Here is an 18539-nt window from a genome sequence, read left to right as displayed (position 1 = left end):
CTACGCCGCCTCGAGCAGACGGTCTTTGCTGATGGTTTCGCCGGCGAATTCGCGCACGACCTCGCCGCGCTTGAGCACGATGACGCGGTCGGCCAGCGACAGCACCGTCTCGGGCTCGGTCGACAACACGATCACGGCGATGCCCTGGTCGCGCAGTTGGCGTACGATCTGGATCACGTCGCTCTTGGCGCCGACATCCATGCCGCGGGTCGGCTCGCACAACACGAGAAGGCGCGGCGGATGGCTGAGCCATTTCGCCAGCGCGACCTTCTGCTGGTTGCCGCCCGAGAGCAGGCCAAGTTCGATCTCCACATCGGCTGGGCGGATCTGCAGCTGCTCGACCTGGCGCTGCGCCAGCGCGCGCTCGCGCGCGGGCTTGAGCAGCAGCGCATCGATCCGGTCGAGGATGCTGATCGAGACGTTCTTGTAGACCGGCTCCTGCAGGAACAGCATGTCGCGCCGGCTCTCCGGCACGAAGGCGATGCCGGCGCGGCGCGCATCGGCCGTGCTCTTGAAGCGGTTTCGTTCGCCTGAAATCCGCAGCTCGCCAGCATCGGGCGCAAGCTTGCCGAACAGGATGCGCGCCAGCTCGAGCTGGCCGCACCCCATGAAGCCGTAGACGCCGAGCACCTCGCCGGCGTGGACGGAGAACGACACGCGCTTCAGATTGCGGGCCAGCGACAGGCCGTCGGCTTCGACCACGACAGGCTTGTCGGCCGCAGGCGCGGGCAGGCTGATGTCATGGGTGTAGCTGTCCTCCAACGCGTCGCGGCCCTTGCCGATCATGGCCTCGATCAGCGCCGCCTTGCTGGTGTCGGCCGCACGCGTCTCCATGATCTTGCGGCCGTTGCGGAACACTGTGACCTCGTCCGAGATCAGCAGGATGTCCTCGATGAAGTGCGAGATGAAGATGATCCCGGTGCCTTGCGCGCGCAGCCGGCGCAGCGCCGCGAACAGCCGCTCGACCTCAGGCGGCGACAGCGCCGAGGTCGGCTCGTCCAGGATGATGATGCGGGCGCCGGAGAACAGCACGCGCGCGATCTCGATCAGCTGCTGCACGCCGATCGGCAGGTCGCCGAGCCGGCTCATGGGATCAGCGTCGATGCCAAGGCGCTTGAGCTGCTCGGCGGCCTCGCGCGCCATGCGGCGCCATTGCACGATGCCGAGCGCGTTGGTCGGCTGATTGCCGAGAAACACGTTCTCGGCCACCGTGAGATCAGGCGCGACGCTGAGCTCCTGATGCACCATCGCGATGCCGGCGGCGCGGGCATCGCGGGCGGAATGGAAATGCACCTCGCGGCCGTCGAGCAGGAAACGTCCGGAAAACCCGGTGTGCACGCCGGCGATGATTTTCATCAGCGTGCTCTTGCCGGCGCCGTTCTCCCCGACGAGACCATGGATCTCGCCGGGACGAAGGGTGAAATCGACGCCGCGCAAGGCGGTGACGCCGCCGAACGACTTGGTGATGTCCTGCAGTTCCAGAAGCGGTGGGCGGCTGTCCAGCATGGGAGGAGACTTCAGATCAGGAAGTGATCCTCCATCCATTGCATGCCCGGAGCATTGGCCTTGGTCACGACCGGACCATCGGTGATCACCTGCTTCGGAATGCCCTGGCCGCTCTTCTCGCCGGCGGTGACTGCAGCGACACCGGCCACGATGGCGCCGCCATGGATGCGGCAGGACGGATTGCGCACGGTCGCGAACATGCGACCTTCGCTGACCGCCTGGATCGCGGGCGGCATGGCGTCGACGCCGCCGATCAGGATGTTGGTGCGGTTGCGCGCCTTCATGATGTTGTAGGCGGCGAGCGCCATGTCGTCATTGTGGAAGAATGCCGCGTCGATCTGCGGATATTTCGTCAGATAGGTCTCCCACAGGCGCGCCGCCTTCGACACGTCCCAATCGGCCGGCTGGGTATCGAGCACCTCGATGTTCGGGAACTGCTTGATGACCGAGTTGAAGCCCTTGGCGCGGCCCTGTGCGCCGGTGTGGCCGAGCGCGCCCTGGGTCATGATGATCTTGCCCTTGCCGCCCATCGCATTCGCGAGCGCCTGGGTGACGGAGGCACCCATGAACTCATTGTCGGGCGCGAGGAAGGAGTGGACGTTGATCTGATCGAGCGGCGCGATCAGCGTGTCCATGTCGATGACAGGGATGCCGGCATCGATCATCTTCTGCACCGGCTGCGTCAGGGTTCCGATGCCGAATGCCTGGATCGCGACGAAATCCCACTTTTGCGACGCCATGTTGTCGATCGCGGCGCGCTGCTTCACCGCATCGAGCTGGCCGTCGAACCAGGTGACCTCGACATTGAGCAGCTTGCCCCACCATTCCGCGGCCTGCTTGCCCTGCGCGCACCATGTCGCCTGCAGGCCGGCATTGGAGAACGCCGCCTTGAGCGGCTTTTCGGAGCGGCCCATTTCGGCGGCGAGCGCCGGATTGATGCCGAAGCCGGCGAGCAGGGCCGCGGCAGAGCCTGCGGCGGTCGCTGCCTGGAGAATGTCGCGCCGGTTCTTGAAGGTTTTGTTGGACGTTTCGTCAGTGCCGGACATGCCGTGCTCCCTGTCCCATTGTTGTCCGGCGGCGTCATTGATCGCGCCGCCAAGAGCTGCAGTGTTTCACAACCTTTTTGATCTCGCTACAGCCGGATGTTGTGCGCTGCATCTGCCGTTTGTCGCGCTGCACGCGGCTTGTCAGAAAACGGTGATGCGCCCGTGTTACGCGGCAGCTGCAAGGCAGCTGTCCTGGATTCGGAGACGAGCTTTGACAAGAACGCGCATCGCCGTCATCGGCGACATCCATCACGGCCGGGACACGCCAACGAAGCGCGGATCGCGCGCGCTCCCGCTGCTGCAGCAGTTTGTCGCAAAGGTCAACGCAGAGAACATCGACACTGTGATCGATCTCGGGGACAGGATCTCCGATGAGGATCCGGAACGCGATCGGCTGCTGCAGAGTGACGTTGCGATGAGCTTTGCCGAACTGCGCGCGAGTCACCACCATGTGAGCGGCAATCATGACGTTGCCATGCTGACGCTCGATGACAACGAAGCGATCTTCGACCTGCCGAGCGGGTCGCGTCAGCGGATCATCGGTCACGTCAGGTGCGTGTTCTGGCAACCGGACGTGCGACTCGCTCCGACGCGCGGCTTTCGCCTGTCTGCGGGCGATCTCGATGCGCTCGCGGATCTGCTTGGGCAGGATGATCGTCCGACCCTGCTCGTCAGTCACGTGCCGCTGTCAGGCCACGCTCAGCACGGCAATTATTATTTCGAAGCCAACCCGGGGCATGCGACCTATGCCGAGCTCGATCAGATTCGCGCCACCATGGCCCATGCGCCGTGTCCGATCGTTGCGCTGGCGGGCCATGTTCATTGGAACACGTTGACGACGGTCGACGGCACGCCGCACATCACGCTACAGTCGCTGACCGAAACCTTCATTTCCGGGGACGCGGCCGAGGCCTTCGGCGTGCTCGACATCGAGGGTGACGAACTGCGCTGGGTGGTGCGGGGTCGCGAGCCGGTGTCGATCGTGCTCCCATGGCCCAAGACGAAATCTCGCTGGCGGTCGCCGTTGCCGCGATTCGTGGACGCCGCTCCGACCGCGCCTGGGCAGGCACGTTCAGCCGGCGTTCATGAGGATGCAGCTACGGTGCGATGAGCTTGAAAGCTCGACAAACAACCTGCCCAGCAAAAAAATAGAGCAGGGCAGCGGGCCCTGCTCGGAAATTGTGTCGACCCTTTGGTATCCCGCAAGTTCAGATTTGATCTTGTTAAGCGGGTTGACGCTGCTTTTTGCGCGCCAGGGCTCCTCCCGAGACTTGGACCACCAGACTTCCGCAAGCGTTAGCCTGAGGCCGAATTCGTAGACGATCTTTTTGCGTTTGTCATCCTTTTCGGCAACGATTGTTCAAATTTCGCGCACTCCAGGAAATGATCGGTAAGTGCTTGCAATTGAGGGGTTTCAGTTTCGATTTTTCCCGCAAAAGGTGCTGAAATACCCTGCGTTTCTGAGCCTGTCGTGATCTCCCGGGATTGTTCTTCATCAAACACCGCTGGCTAAATGTGCTGACTGTGCCCCGCGCGACCTCGACTCGGCGCTTCGGCTCGGGCACAAGTTTCATGTTCATTTGGCGGATCTCCATGCGGCAGCAGCTGCAAGCCTTTATCCCGATCGTGCTGATCGCACTGATGGTGCAGATCCTGGCGCCGATCGGCATTGCCCGGGCCGCAGCAGCCGCCGCAGCCGACCCATTCCGCAGCCTGGAAATCTGCCACAGCCAGTCCGGCTCAGAGCCGTCCGATGACGACTCCCGGGCCAAGCTGGACCAGGGCGTCTGTGCGCTCTGCTGTCTGGCGCAGCCGATGGCGCTCGATGGACCTGAGCTTACGGCCGACGCCGTTCCTCGGCGCGACGCGCGCGACCTGGTCTGGCGCGCATACATCTCTGACGTCCGCGGCAACCGGGCGTCGTCGAACGCGCAGGCGAGAGCCCCGCCTGCATCGTGACGACTCCGCCGTTACGACCTTTGTTTCCCGACGCGTAACACTGCATCCGCTCCGTTTTCGGCCGACGTCGCATCGGCTGAGCCGCGCTGGCCTCACGCCAGTGCGGCACGATCAACATCGAAAGGAATCACCCATGACGCTGTTCAAGCGCTCACTGCTCGCTCTCGCTTTTCTGCTGGCCGGCTCTGCCGCGGCATTCGCTGCCGACATCAAGGCCGGTGACCTCGTCATCTCCCAGCCGTGGAGCCGCGCCACGCCTGGCAGCGCCAAGACCGGGGCAGGCTATCTCACCATCCAGAACACCGGCAGCGCGCCGGACCGGCTCGTCGCCGTGGCCGGAGACATCGCGGGCCGCATCGAGGTGCACGAGATGGCCGTCAACAACGGCGTCATGACGATGCGTCCGCTGGAGAAGGGACTCGAGATCGAGCCGGGCAAGACCGTCGCGTTGGCGCCCGGCGGCTATCATCTGATGCTGATGGAGCTGAAGAGCCCGCTGAAGCAGGGCGACAAGCTGCCGCTCACGCTGGAATTCGAGAAGGCCGGCAAGGTTGCCGTGACGCTCGACGTCCAGGCCGTCGGCGCCAAGGGGCCGGGCGGCGAGGGCGGCGGCATGATGAAGCACGATCACAAGATGTAGGGCAGAGGCACGCGAATGGACCGACGTGTCTTCAACAGCTCGGTTCTGGCAGGCTCGCTCGCGGGCCTGCTGCTGCCGGGCGCGCAGGCCGAGCAGGCGCCGCGTTCCCTGGGCAAGCCCGTCATCGGCCTGCTGGTCTATCCGGGCATGATCCTGCTCGATCTGACGGGGCCGCTCACCGTCTTCAACATCATGCAGGCGGATGTCCGCCTCATCGCTGCGTCGATGACCCCCGTCGCGACGGACGTCGGAATCGCAGTCGCTCCGACCCACAGCTTCGACGCGGCGCCGGCGGAGCTCGACGTACTGTTCGTGCCGGGCGGGCTGAAGGGCACCGTCGACGGCATGAACGATGCCCGGACGCTCGACTTCGTCGCCTCGCGCGGCGAGTTGGCGCGCTTCGTCACCAGCGTCTGCACCGGCTCGCTGCTGCTCGGTGCCGCCGGTCTGCTGAAGGGCTTCAACGCGACCTCGCATTGGTACGTGCGCGATCTCCTGCCGCTGATGGGTGCCAAGATGGTGGCCGATCGCGTCGTGACGGACCGCAACCGCGTCACCGCCGGAGGCGTGACCGCGGGCATCGATTTCGGCCTTGCGCTGGCCGCGAAGCTCACCGGCGAGGACAATGCCAAACGTATTCAGCTGCTGATCGAATATGATCCGCAGCCGCCGTTTGCTGCGGGATCGCCGGAGCGCGCCGGAGCAGACTCGGCCAATGCCGTGCTGACGCAGCGCGGTCCGTTGATCCGGCAGGCCGAGCAGGCTGCGCGGGCCGCCGGCCAGAGGCTCGGCGTGCCATGACCATGGGCGTCGCGATCCCAGCTCATCCACGCACTGGCGCTTGCCGGACGAACGGCAGCGCGGGGCGTCCCTGGATCGCGCGCCTGTTGCCGCTGGCCCTGCTGGCGTTGCTGATCCAGACGCTGGCGCCGGTGGCGGCGTCGGCCCTCACGGCGTCAGCGATCGCACTCGTCGATCCGCTCGACGGCGCCGTGATCTGCCACGCCGAGCCGGATACAGCGCCATCCAACCGCGATGCCGACCGCGCCGCCTGCGGTCTCGACTGCGTGATGTGCTGCGTGCTCCACGCCGCCGCGGCACTCGACGCGCCGCCCGTCACGGCCCATGCCGCCCCGCTGCGCCAGGGGGCGCGCATCGCCTGGAGCGGGCGCGCGTTCGATCTCTTTCACATCCTCACTTACTCGCAGACCCAACCGCGCGGACCTCCCGCGCACGCCTGACGGACACGTCGCCAGCGGCGCAGCCGCGTCGCTTTGCATCTGATCAGGAAGACCGGCCATGGGAGCCGGCATTGGGGAAGTCTCATATGTTTCGTCATCACGCCCTCGGCGGCGTCAGCGTGGTCGCTTTGCAGCTCGCGCTGCTGCAGCCGGCCACGATCGCGCACGCCCAGCCCGCAGGGGAACTGCCATCCGTCACCGTCGACGCCCCGCGCGCCGCGCCCCAACGCCCTGCGCGCAAGCCGGCGGGACAGGCGCGTCGGGCCACGGCGGCCCGCGCATCAAAACCGGCCGCGACGCCGCAGCCGGCAGCGTCACCGGCCTCGACCGCCAACATCGACGGCGGCGGGGTCAAGGGCTCGTTCGAGACGCCCGCGGCCAAGCAGCGCTTCGCGCTGCCGCAGGAGAGCTTCAGCATCACCGCCAAGCAGATCGACGAGACGATCAACCTCAAGGATCCGGAGGACGCGGTCAAATACATGCCGAGCCTGTTCGTCCGCAAACGCAATGACGGCGACAATCAGGCGGTGCTGGCGACGCGGACGTGGGGCCTGAACTCCAGCGCCCGCACGCTGATCTACTATGACGACCTGCTGGTCTCGACGCTGCTCGGCAACAACAACAGCGCAGCCTCGCCGAAATGGAACCTGATCTCGCCAGAGGCGATCGCGCGGGTCGATTTTCTCAACGGTCCGTTCTCGGCCGCCTATCCCGGCAACTCGATCGGCGGCGTCTTGCTGATCACCTCGAAGATGCCGGACAAGCCGTTCGCGACGGTCAAAGAGACCGTCTCGGTGATGCCGTGGAGCCAGTACGGCACCAAGGACACCTATGTCACCAGCCAGACCAGCGCGTCGGCCGGGAATCGTGATGGCAAGCTGTCCTGGCTGGTGAGTGCCAATTACCTCGACAGCTACCAGCAGCCGCTGACTTATACGACGATTTCATCGCTGACTTCGATTCCTACGACGACAACTGGCGCCTTCCCGGCCAGGAGCAAGACTGGGACCGAAGCCGACGTAGTGGGTACCGGTGTACTCGCGCACTCGCAGCAGACCTCCGGCAATCTGCGGCTCGCCTACGATGTTAGCCCGCTGGTGCAGGCAACATATTCGCTCGGCATCTGGAACAATCACCAAGTCTCGACGCCACAGACCTATCTGCGTGATGCCAATGGGCAGCTGACCTTCAACAATATCAGTACATTCGCCAGCGGGCGCTATATCTGGGATCAAACCCAGATGTCGAACGCCATCGCGCTCAAGAGCGACACCAGGGGCACCTTCGACTTCGATCTATCGGCGTCGAGCTACAACTACCTGCAGGATGCCCAGCTCAATCCTTATACGGTGACCGCCACTGGGACCGGGTACTCGCAGAAGGGCAAGATCGCGCGCCTTGATGGCACGAACTGGCAGAACGCCGACGCCAAAGGCATCTGGCGGCCATTCGGCTATGACGGGCCACACGAAGTCTCCTTCGGCCTGCACGGCGACCGGTACCGTTTGGAGAACCCGACCTATGCAACGACAGTCTGGGACCAGGCGACGTCGACCGGCACGGGCCAGCTGTATGCAACCGGTGTCGGCGAGACCCGCACCGGCGCGCTCTGGGTTCAGGATGCCTGGAAGATCCTGCCCGATCTGAAGCTGACGCTAGGCGGACGCCTGGAGACGTGGCGCGCATTGGACGGCTTCAACGTGAACACCATTCAAAGCGCTGCTGGAGCAATCACCCAGTCGCTGGTGACAACCCAGCCGCAGCTTTCTGCGACCAAGTTTTCGCCGAAGGCATCACTCTCTTACGACCTTAACCGCGACTGGAACGTGACCGCCAATTTCGGTGAGGCTTACCGTTTCCCCACCGTGGGAGAGTTGTACCAGAACCTCGCGGTGGGGACTAATATCTTTCTGCCGAACCCGCTACTGAAACCCGAGCATGACTACACCGGGGAGCTGAACCTCGAGCGTCACTGGAGCGACGGCCGCGTTCGGCTCACGCTGTTCCAGGAAAAGACTTTCGATGCGCTGATTTCCCAGTCGACCCTGGTGACCAATAATACAAACGGTCAGCAGGTCACTCAGACGGCTGTGAGTAACGTCGACGCGATCCGCATGCGCGGCGTCGAACTGTCCGCCGACAAGGACAACGTCCTGGTTAATGGCCTCCAGCTATTCGGCAGTGTCACGTATGTCGACTCCAAGATCCTGGCCGATGCGAAATGGAGTGCCGCAACCACCGTGGTCGGCAAGCGCGTGCCCTACGTGCCGGACTGGCGCGCCAAGTTCGGCGCAACCTACCGGCCGAACGAGAGCTGGGCCTATACGGTCGCGGCACGCTACAGTGGCAAGCAATATTCGACGCTGGACAACACCGACATCATTCCGCACGTCTACGGCGCCTTCGACAGCTTCTTCCTCGTCGACATGAAGATCCACTACAATGCGACGAAGAATTTCGCCTTCGATTTCGGCATCGATAACCTTTTCAATCAGCAATACACGCTGTTCCATCCCTTCCCGGGGCGCACCTTCGTGCTCGCGGCCAAATACACGTTCTGAGGTGATCATGAGCATTCCCAGCAGGAAGATGTCGTGGCTCGTATCGGTCGCAGTCCTGGCGACGGCAAACGCGTCAGCCGACGCGCATGTGATCCTGGAGACCAAGGAGGCTGCGATCGGCTCACGCGTTCAGGCCGTTTTCGTCGTGCCGCATGGCTGCGGCGAGGCCGACACGATCAAGCTGCGCGTGCGGATTCCGGAGGGCGTCGTCGCAGTCGTGCCGGAGGCCAAGGCGGGTTGGACGATCGACACCAAGACGGGGGCTTACGCCGCCACCTATGAGGACGACGGGCGAAAACTGTCCGAAGGCGTTCAGGAGATCGTCTGGTCCGGCGGCCGCGTGCCAGCCAAGACCCGCGAGCCGTTCGCGGTCGACGTGACGCTGACGACCGCGCTCAAGCCCGACACCACCTTGTATTTCCCCGTCGTGCAGGAGTGCGAGGCTGATGTGAGGCGGTGGATCGAGATTCCGGCCGAAGGGGCTGATCCGCACAGCTACAAGCAACCGGCGCCGGGCATCCGGCTGCTGCCGAAACCGTGAGGGGCGTGCTCCGGGCGGTTCTCCTCATCCTGGCTCTGGCCGTGGGCCTCACGACCAGAGCCGGCGCGCATGCGGCGCTGGTTTCGTCCGAGCCCGCCGATGGCAGCGTTGCCGAGACTGTGCCGCCGGTGCTCACGCTCCGCTTCGATGAAGCGGTCTCGGTCGGCGCCCTGGTCCTGATCGACGCACGCGGGCAGCGCTGGGACCAGCTTCGCGCCGATGTTACGGGCCCGGCGGTCGTCGTCAGATTGCCGCCCGATCTGCCGCGCGGCAGCCAACTCGTCAGCTATCGAGTGATCTCGGCTGACGGTCATCCTGTCGCTGGAGTTGTGAGCTTTGCGGTGGGCGCGCCCACCCCTGCGAATGCGTTCCTGGAACGGGACCATTGGCGCGACGGGCTGATCTGGTCGGCGCGCCTGGCGCTATACGCTGGTCTGTTCTTTGGCGTCGGCGGCGTGTTCTTTCTCAAATGGGTGGGGCCTGTCGCTTCGGTCCAGCGTATCCTGATCGTCGTGCTCGGAGCCGGACTTGTGGGAGCTGTGCTGTCGGTCGGCGGGCAGGGGCTCGACCTTCTCGACCTTCCGCTCCGCGGCCTGCTCACGCCAAGCCCCTGGGCATCTGCGGCCAACACGAGCCTGATTTTCACCGTGCTGTTCACCGCCTTCGCAATGGCCGCCGCTTTGGCCGCGGCGTGGTTGCGAGAACAGCCGTGGGGCAGGCCGCTCGCGGCCGCCGCCCTGGCGGGGGCCGGCGCGGCCCTGGCGATGAGCGGTCATGCGGCGACGGCGCCGCCGGCATGGCTGAGCCGGACGGCGGTCGGCCTCCATGGCATGGCGGTGACGTTCTGGCTCGGCGCGCTCGTGCCGCTTGCGGCGCTGACGATGACGGCCGATGCCGGTGCGGCAGCGGCGCTGCGCAGGTTTTCCGTGATCGCGATGCCCGTCGTGGGCGTGCTTCTGGTCACCGGTGTGTGGCTTGCCATGGTCGAGCTCGAGTCGCTTCGCGCCCTCGTGGAGACGACCTATGGGCTCTTGCTGTCGAGCAAGCTGGCGCTCGTCGTGCTGCTGCTCGCGCTCGCGGCTTTGAACCGCTACCGCCTCGTCCCCGCCTTCGCATCCGATCCAAAATCTCTGGCGCTCAGCCGCTCGATCCTGCTCGAATGCGCCCTTGGCGTGGCCATCCTCGGCGTCGTGGCGGGCTGGCGGTTCACGCCGCCGCCGCGCAGCCTCGCGCGGGAGGCGCCACTCGGCCTCCATACCCACGGCGATCGCGCCATGTTTCAGGTCCTGATGTTTCCCGGGCGGGTCGGGCCGAACCATGTCCTGCTCCAACTGATGAACCCGGACGGCAGCCGGCTTCAGGCCAAAGAGGTCACGCTGACGCTCCAGATACCGGCCAAGGGCATCGGGCCGATCGAGCGCAAGGCGGTTCGAGAGCCGGATCGTGACTGGCACGCACGAGATGTGCCGCTGCCGTTGTCCGGCCGCTGGCATGTTCGGGTCGACGCGCTGGTAGACGATTTCGACCAGATCAGTCTGGAGGATGAATTCGAGCTCAGGCCACGTTGAGGCCATCCCTGGACAATCCTTGGATCATCGTTTGATGGTCCCCAGTCCGCCGACAGGCTGTTGGCCGGCGTTCATCCTCCGCTTCAGCGAAACCAGTAAAATGATCGGGAATACGGTGGCTTAGCCGCTTTTTCTCAATCCCAGTCTTGTGTTTTGCCGCCTGATCCGGTTTGACTGCGCCAGCCCGAACCGAATCTCGAAGGCCCAACCCATGCGTTTGTCGCGGTTTTTCCTGCCCATTCTGAAAGAAAATCCGAAGGAAGCCGAGATCGTCTCGCACCGGTTGATGCTGCGCGCCGGCATGCTGCGGCAGGAGGCGGCCGGCATCTACGCCTGGCTGCCCCTCGGCTTCAAGGTCCTGAAGAAGATCGAGCAGATCGTGCGCGAGGAGCAGAACCGCGCCGGCGCGCTGGAATTGCTGATGCCGACCCTGCAACTCGCCGACCTCTGGCGCGAGAGCGGCCGCTACGACGCCTATGGTCCTGAGATGCTGCGCATCAGCGACCGTCACAAGCGTGAGTTGCTGTACGGGCCGACCAACGAGGAGATGATCACGGAGATCTTCCGGGCCTACGTGAAGTCTTACCGCAACCTGCCGCTCAATCTCTATCATATCCAATGGAAATTTCGCGACGAGCAGCGTCCGCGCTTCGGCGTGATGCGCGGCCGGGAATTCCTGATGAAGGACGCCTATTCGTTCGATCTCGACGAGGCGGGCGCGCGGCGCGCCTACAACAAGATGTTCGTCGCTTACCTGCGCACGTTTGCGCGGATGGGCCTGAAGGGCATCCCCATGCGTGCCGAGACCGGCCCGATCGGCGGTGATCTCAGTCATGAGTTCATCGTGCTCGCCGAAACCGGCGAGTCCGGTGTGTATTGCGACCGTAACGTGCTCGATCTGCCGATCCCGTCGGCCTCCGTCGATTATGACGGCGACCTCACGCCGATCATCAAGGAATGGACCTCCCTCTACGCGGCGACCGAGGACGTGCACGACGGCGCCCGCTTCGAGGCCGAGGTGCCGGCGGAGCGGCGCGTCCACACCCGCGGCATCGAGGTCGGGCAGATCTTCTACTTCGGCACCAAATATTCCGAGCCCATGAAGGCGCTGGTGGCCGGTCCTGATGGAGCCGAGGTCACTATCCACGGCGGCTCCTACGGCGTGGGCGTGTCGCGTCTTGCCGGCGCCATCATCGAGGCCTGCCATGACGATGCCGGCATCAAATGGCCCGAGGAGGTCGCGCCGTTCCGCGCCGTGATCCTCAATTTGAAACAGGGCGGCTCGGACACCGATGCCGCCTGTGAGCAGCTCTATCGCGATCTGCTCGCCAAGGGCGTCGACGTGCTCTACGACGACACCGAGCAGCGCGCGGGGGGCAAGTTCGCCACCGCCGATCTGATCGGCATTCCCTGGCAAATCATGGTCGGTCCGAAGAGCCTTGCCGAAGGCAAGGTCGAGGTGAAGACCCGCAGCGACGGGGCACGCGAGATGATGTCGCCGGCCGACATCGTGGCGCGGCTTGGCGCTGGAACCGCGGCGAGCTGAGCCGTTCGTTCGATCATCGTATTATCCACCGGGGCAGCCAGCCGGCCGACGGCCAATCCGGCCACAATCGGCCCGAATCATGGGATGATCGCGCAATGGATGACGCCATGACCGAACCCGTGCAGACCGCGCCCTTCGCGCCCTTCGAGTGGATGCTGTCCGGGCGCTATCTGCGTGCCCGGCGCCGCGAGGGTTTCATCTCCGTGATTGCGGGTTTCTCCTTCCTCGGCATCATGCTCGGCGTCGCGACGCTGATCATCGTGATGGCCGTCATGAACGGCTTCCGCAAGGAGCTGCTCGACAAGATCCTCGGCCTCAACGGCCACCTCCTGGTGCAGCCGCTGGAATCGCCGCTGACCGATTGGAAGGATGTTTCCGAGCGGATCTCGCAGGTGCAGGGCATCCGGCTCGCGGCGCCCGTGGTCGACGGCCAGGGCCTGGGCTCGTCGCCGTTCAACGCCTCGGGCGTCTTCATCCGCGGCATCCGCTCGCAGGATCTGACGAACCTGACGTCGATCGCCAAGAACATCAAGCAGGGCACCCTCGAAGGTTTCGACGAGGGCCAGGGCGTCGCCATCGGTCGACGTCTCGCGGATCTGCTCTCGCTGCATGCCGGCGACAGCATCACGCTGGTTGCGCCGAAGGGCGCGGTGACGCCGATGGGCACGACACCGCGCATCAAGCCCTACAAGGTGGCCGCGGTGTTCGAGATCGGCATGTCGGAATATGACTCCAGCTTCGTGTTCATGCCGCTGGCGGAAGCCCAGGCCTATTTCAACCGTAACAACGACGTGACCGCGATCGAAATCTTCACCAGCAATCCCGACAAGGTGGAGCAGTTTCGCAAGACGGTGACGGAGGCGGCCGGCCGGCCGGTGTTCCTGGTCGACTGGCGCCAGCGCAACTCCACCTTCTTCAACGCGCTCCAGGTCGAGCGCAATGTGATGTTCCTGATCCTGACCCTGATCGTGCTGGTGGCGGCGCTGAACATCGTTTCGGGACTGATCATGCTGGTCAAGGACAAGGGCCAGGACATCGCGGTGCTCCGGACGATGGGTGCCTCGCAGGGGGCGATCATGCGAATCTTCCTGATCACCGGGGCCTCGATCGGCGTGGTGGGCACGCTCACCGGCTTCTTCGTTGGCCTCCTGATCTGCCTGAACATCGAGACCATCCGGCTGTTCCTGTCGTGGCTGACCAACACCGACCTGTTCGATCCGACGCTGTACTTCCTGTCGAAGCTGCCGGCCGAGATCGATGCCGGCGAGACCAGCGCGGTCGTCATCATGGCCCTGACCCTGTCCTTTCTGGCCACGCTCTATCCCTCCTGGCGCGCGGCCCGATTAGACCCGGTCGAAGCGCTTCGCTACGAGTGAGGCGCTGATGGAAGAGCAGGGGGCAGAAGACGTCCCGGTCGTTTATCTCCACGAGATCAAGCGCCGGTACATGCAGGGCGAGAAGCAGCTGACCATCCTCGACGGCGCCAAGCTTGCCCTGTGGGCGGGGCAGTCGGTGGCACTGGTCGCGCCCTCGGGCTCTGGCAAGTCGACTTTGCTGCACATCGCGGGCCTGCTGGAGAGCCCCGACGAGGGCGAGGTCTATGTCGGGGGCACCCCGACATCGCAACTCACCGACATCGAGCGCACCCAGATGCGCCGCACCGATATCGGTTTCGTCTACCAGTCGCACCGGCTGCTGCCGGAGTTCACGGCGCTGGAGAACGTGATGCTGCCGCAGATGATCCGTGGCCTCAAGCGCTCGGAGACCGTGAAGCGGGCGAGCGAGATCCTGGCCTATCTCGGGCTCGGCGAGCGCATCAAGCACCGCCCCTCCGAACTCTCCGGCGGCGAGCAGCAGCGCGTTGCGATCGCGCGCGCGGTCGCCAACGCGCCGCGGGCGCTGCTGGCCGACGAGCCGACCGGAAATCTCGATCCAACCACCGCCGACCATGTCTTTCACGCGCTGATGCAGCTCGTGAAAGCAACGCGAGTCGCGATGCTGATCGCGACCCACAACATGGAGCTGGCCGGTCGCATGGACCGCCGCGTCTCCATCGTCGGCGGCAAGGTCGTCGAGCTGGATTGAGCTCGGCCGCAATCAGGGCCTGATCACCGTCATCTTGAAGGGCTCGCGATGCGCAGCAGCGTGAGCCACGGCCTCGTTGGCATGGTCGAGGTCGAAGCAGGTCGGCTCGAACTGCGCGAGGTCGAGTAATCCGCCCCGGATCAGTCCCAGCATCGTCGCCATGGCGGTGGGCGGACACATCCAGACGCCGTGGATCGTGATGCAATCGCGCATGATCCAGGGATAGGGCAGATCGAGCCCGGGGCCGCCGAGCATGCCGACGCCGCCCATCAGCGCCACGCGCCCATAGGGGCGCACGGTCATGATGGCGGATCTGACGACATCGGTCGTGACCGAGGGCGGCATGATGTCGAGCACGCAGTCGATCGGGCCGGGGGCGGCGCGCTTCATGCGCTCGGTGTCCTCGCTCGCGACACCGGATAGCCTGACGGGATGAACGCGTGCGCCGAACCTGCGCGTGAGCTCGGCCAGCATCGCCTCGTTGCGGCCGGGCGCGACGACCGCAGCGGCGCCCATGGCCAGCGCCACGGCGACCGCGGCGCTGCCGAACCGGCCGGTGGCGCCGCTGACCAGCACGGTCTCGCCCGGCTGCAGACGGGCGGCGAGAAAGCCGCCATAGGGCACGAGCAGGGTGCCGAGCGCACACCACCGCGCCGCGTCGTCAGCATCGATCATGCCGATCGGCTTGGCGTTCTCCGTTGGCAGTCGCATGCGCTGCGCAAACGAGCCGTGCCGGAAATACTGCTGAAGCTGCAGCCCACCTGGTCCACGCGCGCTCAGGCCTTGCAGGGTGATGTCGGGAGCAAGCGCGTTGTCACGGGAGCGTACCGTGGGATCGCAGAACACCCAGTCGCCGATCGCGAGATGTGTCGCGTCGGGGCCAACGGCGCTGACCCGGCCGATGCCGCTGGTTCCGGGAATGACTGGCAGCTCGAGCAGATATTTGCGCTCGCCGCTGAACACTTCATTGGCATAGGACAGCACGCCGGCCGCGACGATGTCGACGATGACCTCGCCTGTGCCAAGCACGGGCTCGGCAACCTCTTCTATCTCCAGTGGCGATCCAAAACGCTTCAGCACGGCAGCTTTCATCATCTCTCTCCATTCCGCGGGTAGCGGAAGATGAAAATGCAGAGCTATGCTACGCGCAGGAAGGCCTGGTATTATCCTAGGACTGTCCAGGCCCAGCCTGGAACGTCTGTTGACGAGACTCCATCATGATCGACCCAAGACACGAAGCGCTCGGAAATTTCCTGCGCTCGCGGCGTGAAAAGCTGACGCCGCAAGCGGTCGGTCTCCCGGCCGGCCGGCGGCGTCGCGCCACGGGGCTGCGCCGCGAGGAAGTGGCCGAGCTCGCCGGCATCGGCGTCGACTGGTACATCCGGCTCGAGCAGGGCCGTGCGGTGAAGCCGTCGTCATCGACGATCGACTCTCTGGCGCGCGCCCTGCGCCTCAGCCGAACCGAGCATGCTCATCTGAAGGCGCTGGTGCGCGGACCCGCGCGCAAGCCGTTCGTGCGCGAGCAGGTGCCGGTTGGACTTCGCGATCTCGTGAAAAGCCTGAACCAGCCGGCCTACATCTCGGGACGGCGATGGGATGTGCTGGCCTGGAACGATCAGGCGGATGAGATCTTCGGTTTCTCACGGCTTGCCGACGAGGATCGCAACACGCTGCTGCTGATGCTGTGCACGCCCGGCGTACGCAAGTTGTTTGGCGCGCAATGGAAGGAGCTGGCCCGGCGGATGGTGGCGCAGTTTCGCGCGACCTACGATCTCTGGGCGGGCGATCCCGCCTTTGCCGAGTTGCTCGCGCGGCTGCGGCAGGGCAGCCGCGAGTTCGACGAGTTGTGGGCGGCTCACGACGTCAACGCGCTCGCGGCGGGCGAGAAGCTGCTCGAGCATCCGAAGAAAGGCCGCCTTCGGTTGCGCTACGCGACGTTTCAGGCCAACGACGACCCTGCGCTGAAGCTCGCGATCTACTACACGTGACGAATCGCGCGCGCGGACAATGGTGCGAACAGCGGCTTCGGCGAATAATTAGCAGAGACCATACATTCGTCAGTTTTGCGGATGATGATGCTAGGCATTCGCAAAACAGGATGTCGCGCCCCGAGGATTCCACGACTGAGGCTTTATCGCGCGGGTTCCGTGACCGAGAGCGTTCTCCGCCGCGCTCTCGCCGCCGTTCCATTGTGGCGGACCGTGGACGCAGGTCACGACTCCTCCACATATCTTGTTAGTTGTTAGTTCGTCGCGCCGCGAAGTGCTTCGAAAACAGGCGTTTTCGTCCAATCCCATAAAAGCCGAAAAGAACCGGTTGAGTCCGGCCAAGACCTGATGTCGACGACGCAGATGCAAAGGGCATGAGCACTGCGTCGCGCTGCATGTTTTGGCTACCGAACAGAGGGTTTGGGGACCTTGGGACAGAAGCTACGGAGTTCGATGATGAAAACGCTTTTCGGGGCAGCGGCGGGGCTCGGCGCAATGGCTGCCGCGACGTCTACCTTTGCGGCTGATCTTCCGGTCAAGAAGGGCCCTTACACCAAGGCTCCGCCTGCCGTCATGGCGACCGTGTATGATTGGGGCGGCTTCTATGTCGGCTTCAACGCCGGCGGCGGATCCAGCCGGGATTGCTGGAATCTCGTCTCGAACGCCGGTGTCGCGGTGAATCCGGCGGCGAACCGCGAGGGCTGTTCGGGTGGCGGAGGCGCCGCGGTCGGTGGTCAGATCGGCTACCGTTACCAGATGGCCAACTGGGTGTTCGGCGTCGAAGCGCAGGGCGACTGGGCCAATTTCAAGGGCACCAACCGAAACCTGATCCTTCCCAATGTCAGCGACCGCTCGCGCACCAACGGCTTCGGCCTGTTCACCGGTCAGGTCGGCTACGCCTTCGACAACATTCTCGTCTATTTCAAGGGCGGTGCCGCGGTTGTCGGCGATCGCTACGATACCTTTACCACAGGCACCAATGTCATGCTCGACCGCGCCAACACGACGCGCTGGGGCGGCACTGTCGGCGCCGGTCTCGAATACGGCTTCGCTCCCAACTGGTCGGTCGGCATCGAGTACGACCACATCTTCCTCGGCAACAAGAACCTGAATTTCGTCGCCGCTGCAGGCCAGCCCGCGATGACTCATCGCATCAAGCAGGATGTCGATATCGGCCTCGTCAAGCTGAACTACAAGTTTGGTCCGGGCTTCGGACTCGGCATGATGCACTGACGTTCGCGGGGCAGGGTTCGTCGAGGCTCTGCCTCGACGAACGATCTGCAACCGCATGCTGCCATTTTGTTCAACGAGGCGCATCGAAAAGACCGGACGGCGTCCTGCCGTCCGGTATCAACTCCACTCAATCCTCCTCGAAGACGAACGGCGGACGTGGCTTGATCCGCTGCCGATGCGAATAGGGATAGGGTGTCGCGCGCGGATCATTGCTGACGCCCGCAAAATAAGGGTTGGCGATGCAGGTCAGCAGCCGTCCCGAAGCCGTCGCCTGGCACTGCGCATAGCTGTCGAACGTGCAGTTGCTCAATGCCGGGTACTCATCACCCTGCAGACAGAACGGATGCCTGACGCCGACGGCCTGCGCCGGCGCATGCGCGGTGATCACCATGCCCGCCGCGGCCAGCGCCGCAAAGAAAACGTCACGCATCTACGATCTCCCCTCATCACGTGATGACTACTTCGCTGCATGGCTGGCAAAGGCGTCACGATCGCACGTCGTGTGTAGTCCCTCGTCCCCCCGCATGCAAATCTCCTAAGTTCCATCAACACACTGTGATTGCAGATTAATTTCCGGACATGTCCGGGGCGCCTTCAGAAGCGCTCTGTGACCATGCCGCTACAG

Annotated in this window: 17 protein-coding genes; 13 read left to right on the top strand and 4 right to left on the bottom strand. The window is 64.5% G+C overall.

Features of this window, described 5'->3' with window-relative positions; genetic code table 11:
• Both BRADO_RS19410 and BRADO_RS19405 read right to left on the bottom strand, forming a co-directional pair.
• Positions 1 to 1506 carry a sugar ABC transporter ATP-binding protein gene (locus BRADO_RS19410; RefSeq protein ID WP_011927044.1) on the bottom strand — a complete coding sequence of 502 codons (1506 nt, stop codon included), beginning with the start codon at positions 1504 to 1506 and terminating at the stop codon, positions 1 to 3.
• 11 nt (positions 1507 to 1517) lie between these two features.
• Positions 1518 to 2552, bottom strand: a complete 1035-nt coding sequence (locus BRADO_RS19405) for a sugar ABC transporter substrate-binding protein (protein WP_011927043.1) — start codon at positions 2550 to 2552, stop codon at positions 1518 to 1520.
• Between the two features lie 61 nt (positions 2553 to 2613).
• Between BRADO_RS19405 and BRADO_RS19400 the strand changes: the two genes are divergently transcribed.
• The 11 genes from BRADO_RS19400 (at position 2614) to BRADO_RS19350 (ending at position 14693) form a co-directional block, all read left to right on the top strand.
• On the top strand, positions 2614 to 3663 hold the full coding sequence (locus BRADO_RS19400; protein WP_244422847.1) for a metallophosphoesterase: 1050 nt from the start codon (positions 2614 to 2616) through the stop codon (positions 3661 to 3663).
• Positions 3664 to 4037: 374 nt separating this feature from the next.
• A complete protein-coding gene (locus tag BRADO_RS19395) occupies positions 4038 to 4511 on the top strand; it encodes a DUF2946 domain-containing protein (RefSeq protein ID WP_371259341.1) in 474 nt (157 codons plus the stop codon).
• A gap of 133 nt (positions 4512 to 4644) precedes the next feature.
• On the top strand, positions 4645 to 5151 hold the full coding sequence (locus BRADO_RS19390; protein ID WP_011927040.1) for a copper chaperone PCu(A)C: 507 nt from the start codon (positions 4645 to 4647) through the stop codon (positions 5149 to 5151).
• Between the two features lie 15 nt (positions 5152 to 5166).
• Entirely contained in the window at positions 5167 to 5952 is a 786-nt protein-coding gene (locus tag BRADO_RS19385; protein ID WP_011927039.1) for a DJ-1/PfpI family protein, read from the top strand.
• Positions 5949 to 6392: a DUF2946 family protein gene (locus tag BRADO_RS19380; protein WP_011927038.1), complete on the top strand. Its 444-nt coding sequence runs from the start codon at positions 5949 to 5951 to the stop codon at positions 6390 to 6392. Before BRADO_RS19385 ends, BRADO_RS19380 begins: the two co-directional genes overlap by 4 nt.
• Before the next feature lie 86 nt (positions 6393 to 6478).
• The gene (locus BRADO_RS19375) at positions 6479 to 8953 is read left to right on the top strand and encodes a TonB-dependent receptor (RefSeq protein ID WP_011927037.1); all 2475 of its coding nucleotides are present in this window, start codon (positions 6479 to 6481) and stop codon (positions 8951 to 8953) included.
• 7 nt (positions 8954 to 8960) lie between these two features.
• Entirely contained in the window at positions 8961 to 9494 is a 534-nt protein-coding gene (locus tag BRADO_RS19370; RefSeq protein WP_011927036.1) for a DUF1775 domain-containing protein, read from the top strand.
• A 41-nt stretch (positions 9495 to 9535) separates the two neighbouring features.
• Entirely contained in the window at positions 9536 to 11062 is a 1527-nt protein-coding gene (locus tag BRADO_RS19365) for a copper resistance CopC/CopD family protein (protein WP_244422846.1), read from the top strand.
• 211 nt (positions 11063 to 11273) lie between these two features.
• A complete protein-coding gene (proS, locus tag BRADO_RS19360) occupies positions 11274 to 12608 on the top strand; it encodes a proline--tRNA ligase (RefSeq protein WP_011927034.1) in 1335 nt (444 codons plus the stop codon).
• Positions 12609 to 12703: 95 nt separating this feature from the next.
• Complete coding sequence (locus BRADO_RS19355) at positions 12704 to 13984, top strand: lipoprotein-releasing ABC transporter permease subunit (protein ID WP_011927033.1); 1281 nt, start codon at positions 12704 to 12706, stop codon at positions 13982 to 13984.
• Positions 13985 to 13991: 7 nt separating this feature from the next.
• The gene (locus BRADO_RS19350) at positions 13992 to 14693 is read left to right on the top strand and encodes an ABC transporter ATP-binding protein (protein ID WP_011927032.1); all 702 of its coding nucleotides are present in this window, start codon (positions 13992 to 13994) and stop codon (positions 14691 to 14693) included.
• A 12-nt stretch (positions 14694 to 14705) separates the two neighbouring features.
• On the opposite strand, the gene BRADO_RS19345 is transcribed toward BRADO_RS19350, so the two are convergent.
• A complete protein-coding gene (locus tag BRADO_RS19345; RefSeq protein ID WP_041757607.1) occupies positions 14706 to 15785 on the bottom strand; it encodes a zinc-binding alcohol dehydrogenase family protein in 1080 nt (359 codons plus the stop codon).
• A 125-nt stretch (positions 15786 to 15910) separates the two neighbouring features.
• On the opposite strand from BRADO_RS19345, the gene BRADO_RS19340 reads away from it, so the two are divergent.
• Both BRADO_RS19340 and BRADO_RS19335 read left to right on the top strand, forming a co-directional pair.
• Positions 15911 to 16681, top strand: coding sequence for a helix-turn-helix transcriptional regulator (locus BRADO_RS19340; protein ID WP_011927030.1), 771 nt, complete (start codon positions 15911 to 15913; stop codon positions 16679 to 16681).
• Between the two features lie 453 nt (positions 16682 to 17134).
• Positions 17135 to 17914 carry an outer membrane protein gene (locus tag BRADO_RS19335; RefSeq protein ID WP_011927029.1) on the top strand — a complete coding sequence of 260 codons (780 nt, stop codon included), beginning with the start codon at positions 17135 to 17137 and terminating at the stop codon, positions 17912 to 17914.
• A gap of 127 nt (positions 17915 to 18041) precedes the next feature.
• On the opposite strand, the gene BRADO_RS19330 is transcribed toward BRADO_RS19335, so the two are convergent.
• Entirely contained in the window at positions 18042 to 18344 is a 303-nt protein-coding gene (locus BRADO_RS19330; protein WP_011927028.1) for a DUF3551 domain-containing protein, read from the bottom strand.
• Positions 18345 to 18539 lie beyond the last annotated feature (195 nt).

It is taken from the genome of Bradyrhizobium sp. ORS 278, assembly GCF_000026145.1.
Taxonomy (GTDB): Bacteria; Pseudomonadota; Alphaproteobacteria; order Rhizobiales; family Xanthobacteraceae; genus Bradyrhizobium.
The sequence above is the reverse complement of the archived record's forward strand: the minus strand, read 5'-3'. Positions and strand labels throughout refer to the sequence as shown.

What these genes read in the sequence shown, in the direction of transcription:
- BRADO_RS19410 (WP_011927044.1), bottom strand. Translation starts at nt 1,506, where the DNA reads ATGCTGGACAGCCGCCCACCGCTTCTGGAACTGCAGGACATCACCAAG.
- BRADO_RS19405 (WP_011927043.1), bottom strand. Translation starts at nt 2,552, where the DNA reads ATGTCCGGCACTGACGAAACGTCCAACAAAACCTTCAAGAACCGGCGC.
- BRADO_RS19390 (WP_011927040.1), top strand. Translation starts at nt 4,645, where the DNA reads ATGACGCTGTTCAAGCGCTCACTGCTCGCTCTCGCTTTTCTGCTGGCC.
- BRADO_RS19385 (WP_011927039.1), top strand. Translation starts at nt 5,167, where the DNA reads ATGGACCGACGTGTCTTCAACAGCTCGGTTCTGGCAGGCTCGCTCGCG.
- BRADO_RS19380 (WP_011927038.1), top strand. Translation starts at nt 5,949, where the DNA reads ATGACCATGGGCGTCGCGATCCCAGCTCATCCACGCACTGGCGCTTGC.
- BRADO_RS19375 (WP_011927037.1), top strand. Translation starts at nt 6,479, where the DNA reads ATGTTTCGTCATCACGCCCTCGGCGGCGTCAGCGTGGTCGCTTTGCAG.
- BRADO_RS19370 (WP_011927036.1), top strand. Translation starts at nt 8,961, where the DNA reads ATGAGCATTCCCAGCAGGAAGATGTCGTGGCTCGTATCGGTCGCAGTC.
- proS (WP_011927034.1), top strand. Translation starts at nt 11,274, where the DNA reads ATGCGTTTGTCGCGGTTTTTCCTGCCCATTCTGAAAGAAAATCCGAAG.
- BRADO_RS19355 (WP_011927033.1), top strand. Translation starts at nt 12,704, where the DNA reads ATGGATGACGCCATGACCGAACCCGTGCAGACCGCGCCCTTCGCGCCC.
- BRADO_RS19350 (WP_011927032.1), top strand. Translation starts at nt 13,992, where the DNA reads ATGGAAGAGCAGGGGGCAGAAGACGTCCCGGTCGTTTATCTCCACGAG.
- BRADO_RS19345 (WP_041757607.1), bottom strand. Translation starts at nt 15,785, where the DNA reads ATGAAAGCTGCCGTGCTGAAGCGTTTTGGATCGCCACTGGAGATAGAA.
- BRADO_RS19340 (WP_011927030.1), top strand. Translation starts at nt 15,911, where the DNA reads ATGATCGACCCAAGACACGAAGCGCTCGGAAATTTCCTGCGCTCGCGG.
- BRADO_RS19335 (WP_011927029.1), top strand. Translation starts at nt 17,135, where the DNA reads ATGATGAAAACGCTTTTCGGGGCAGCGGCGGGGCTCGGCGCAATGGCT.
- BRADO_RS19330 (WP_011927028.1), bottom strand. Translation starts at nt 18,344, where the DNA reads ATGCGTGACGTTTTCTTTGCGGCGCTGGCCGCGGCGGGCATGGTGATC.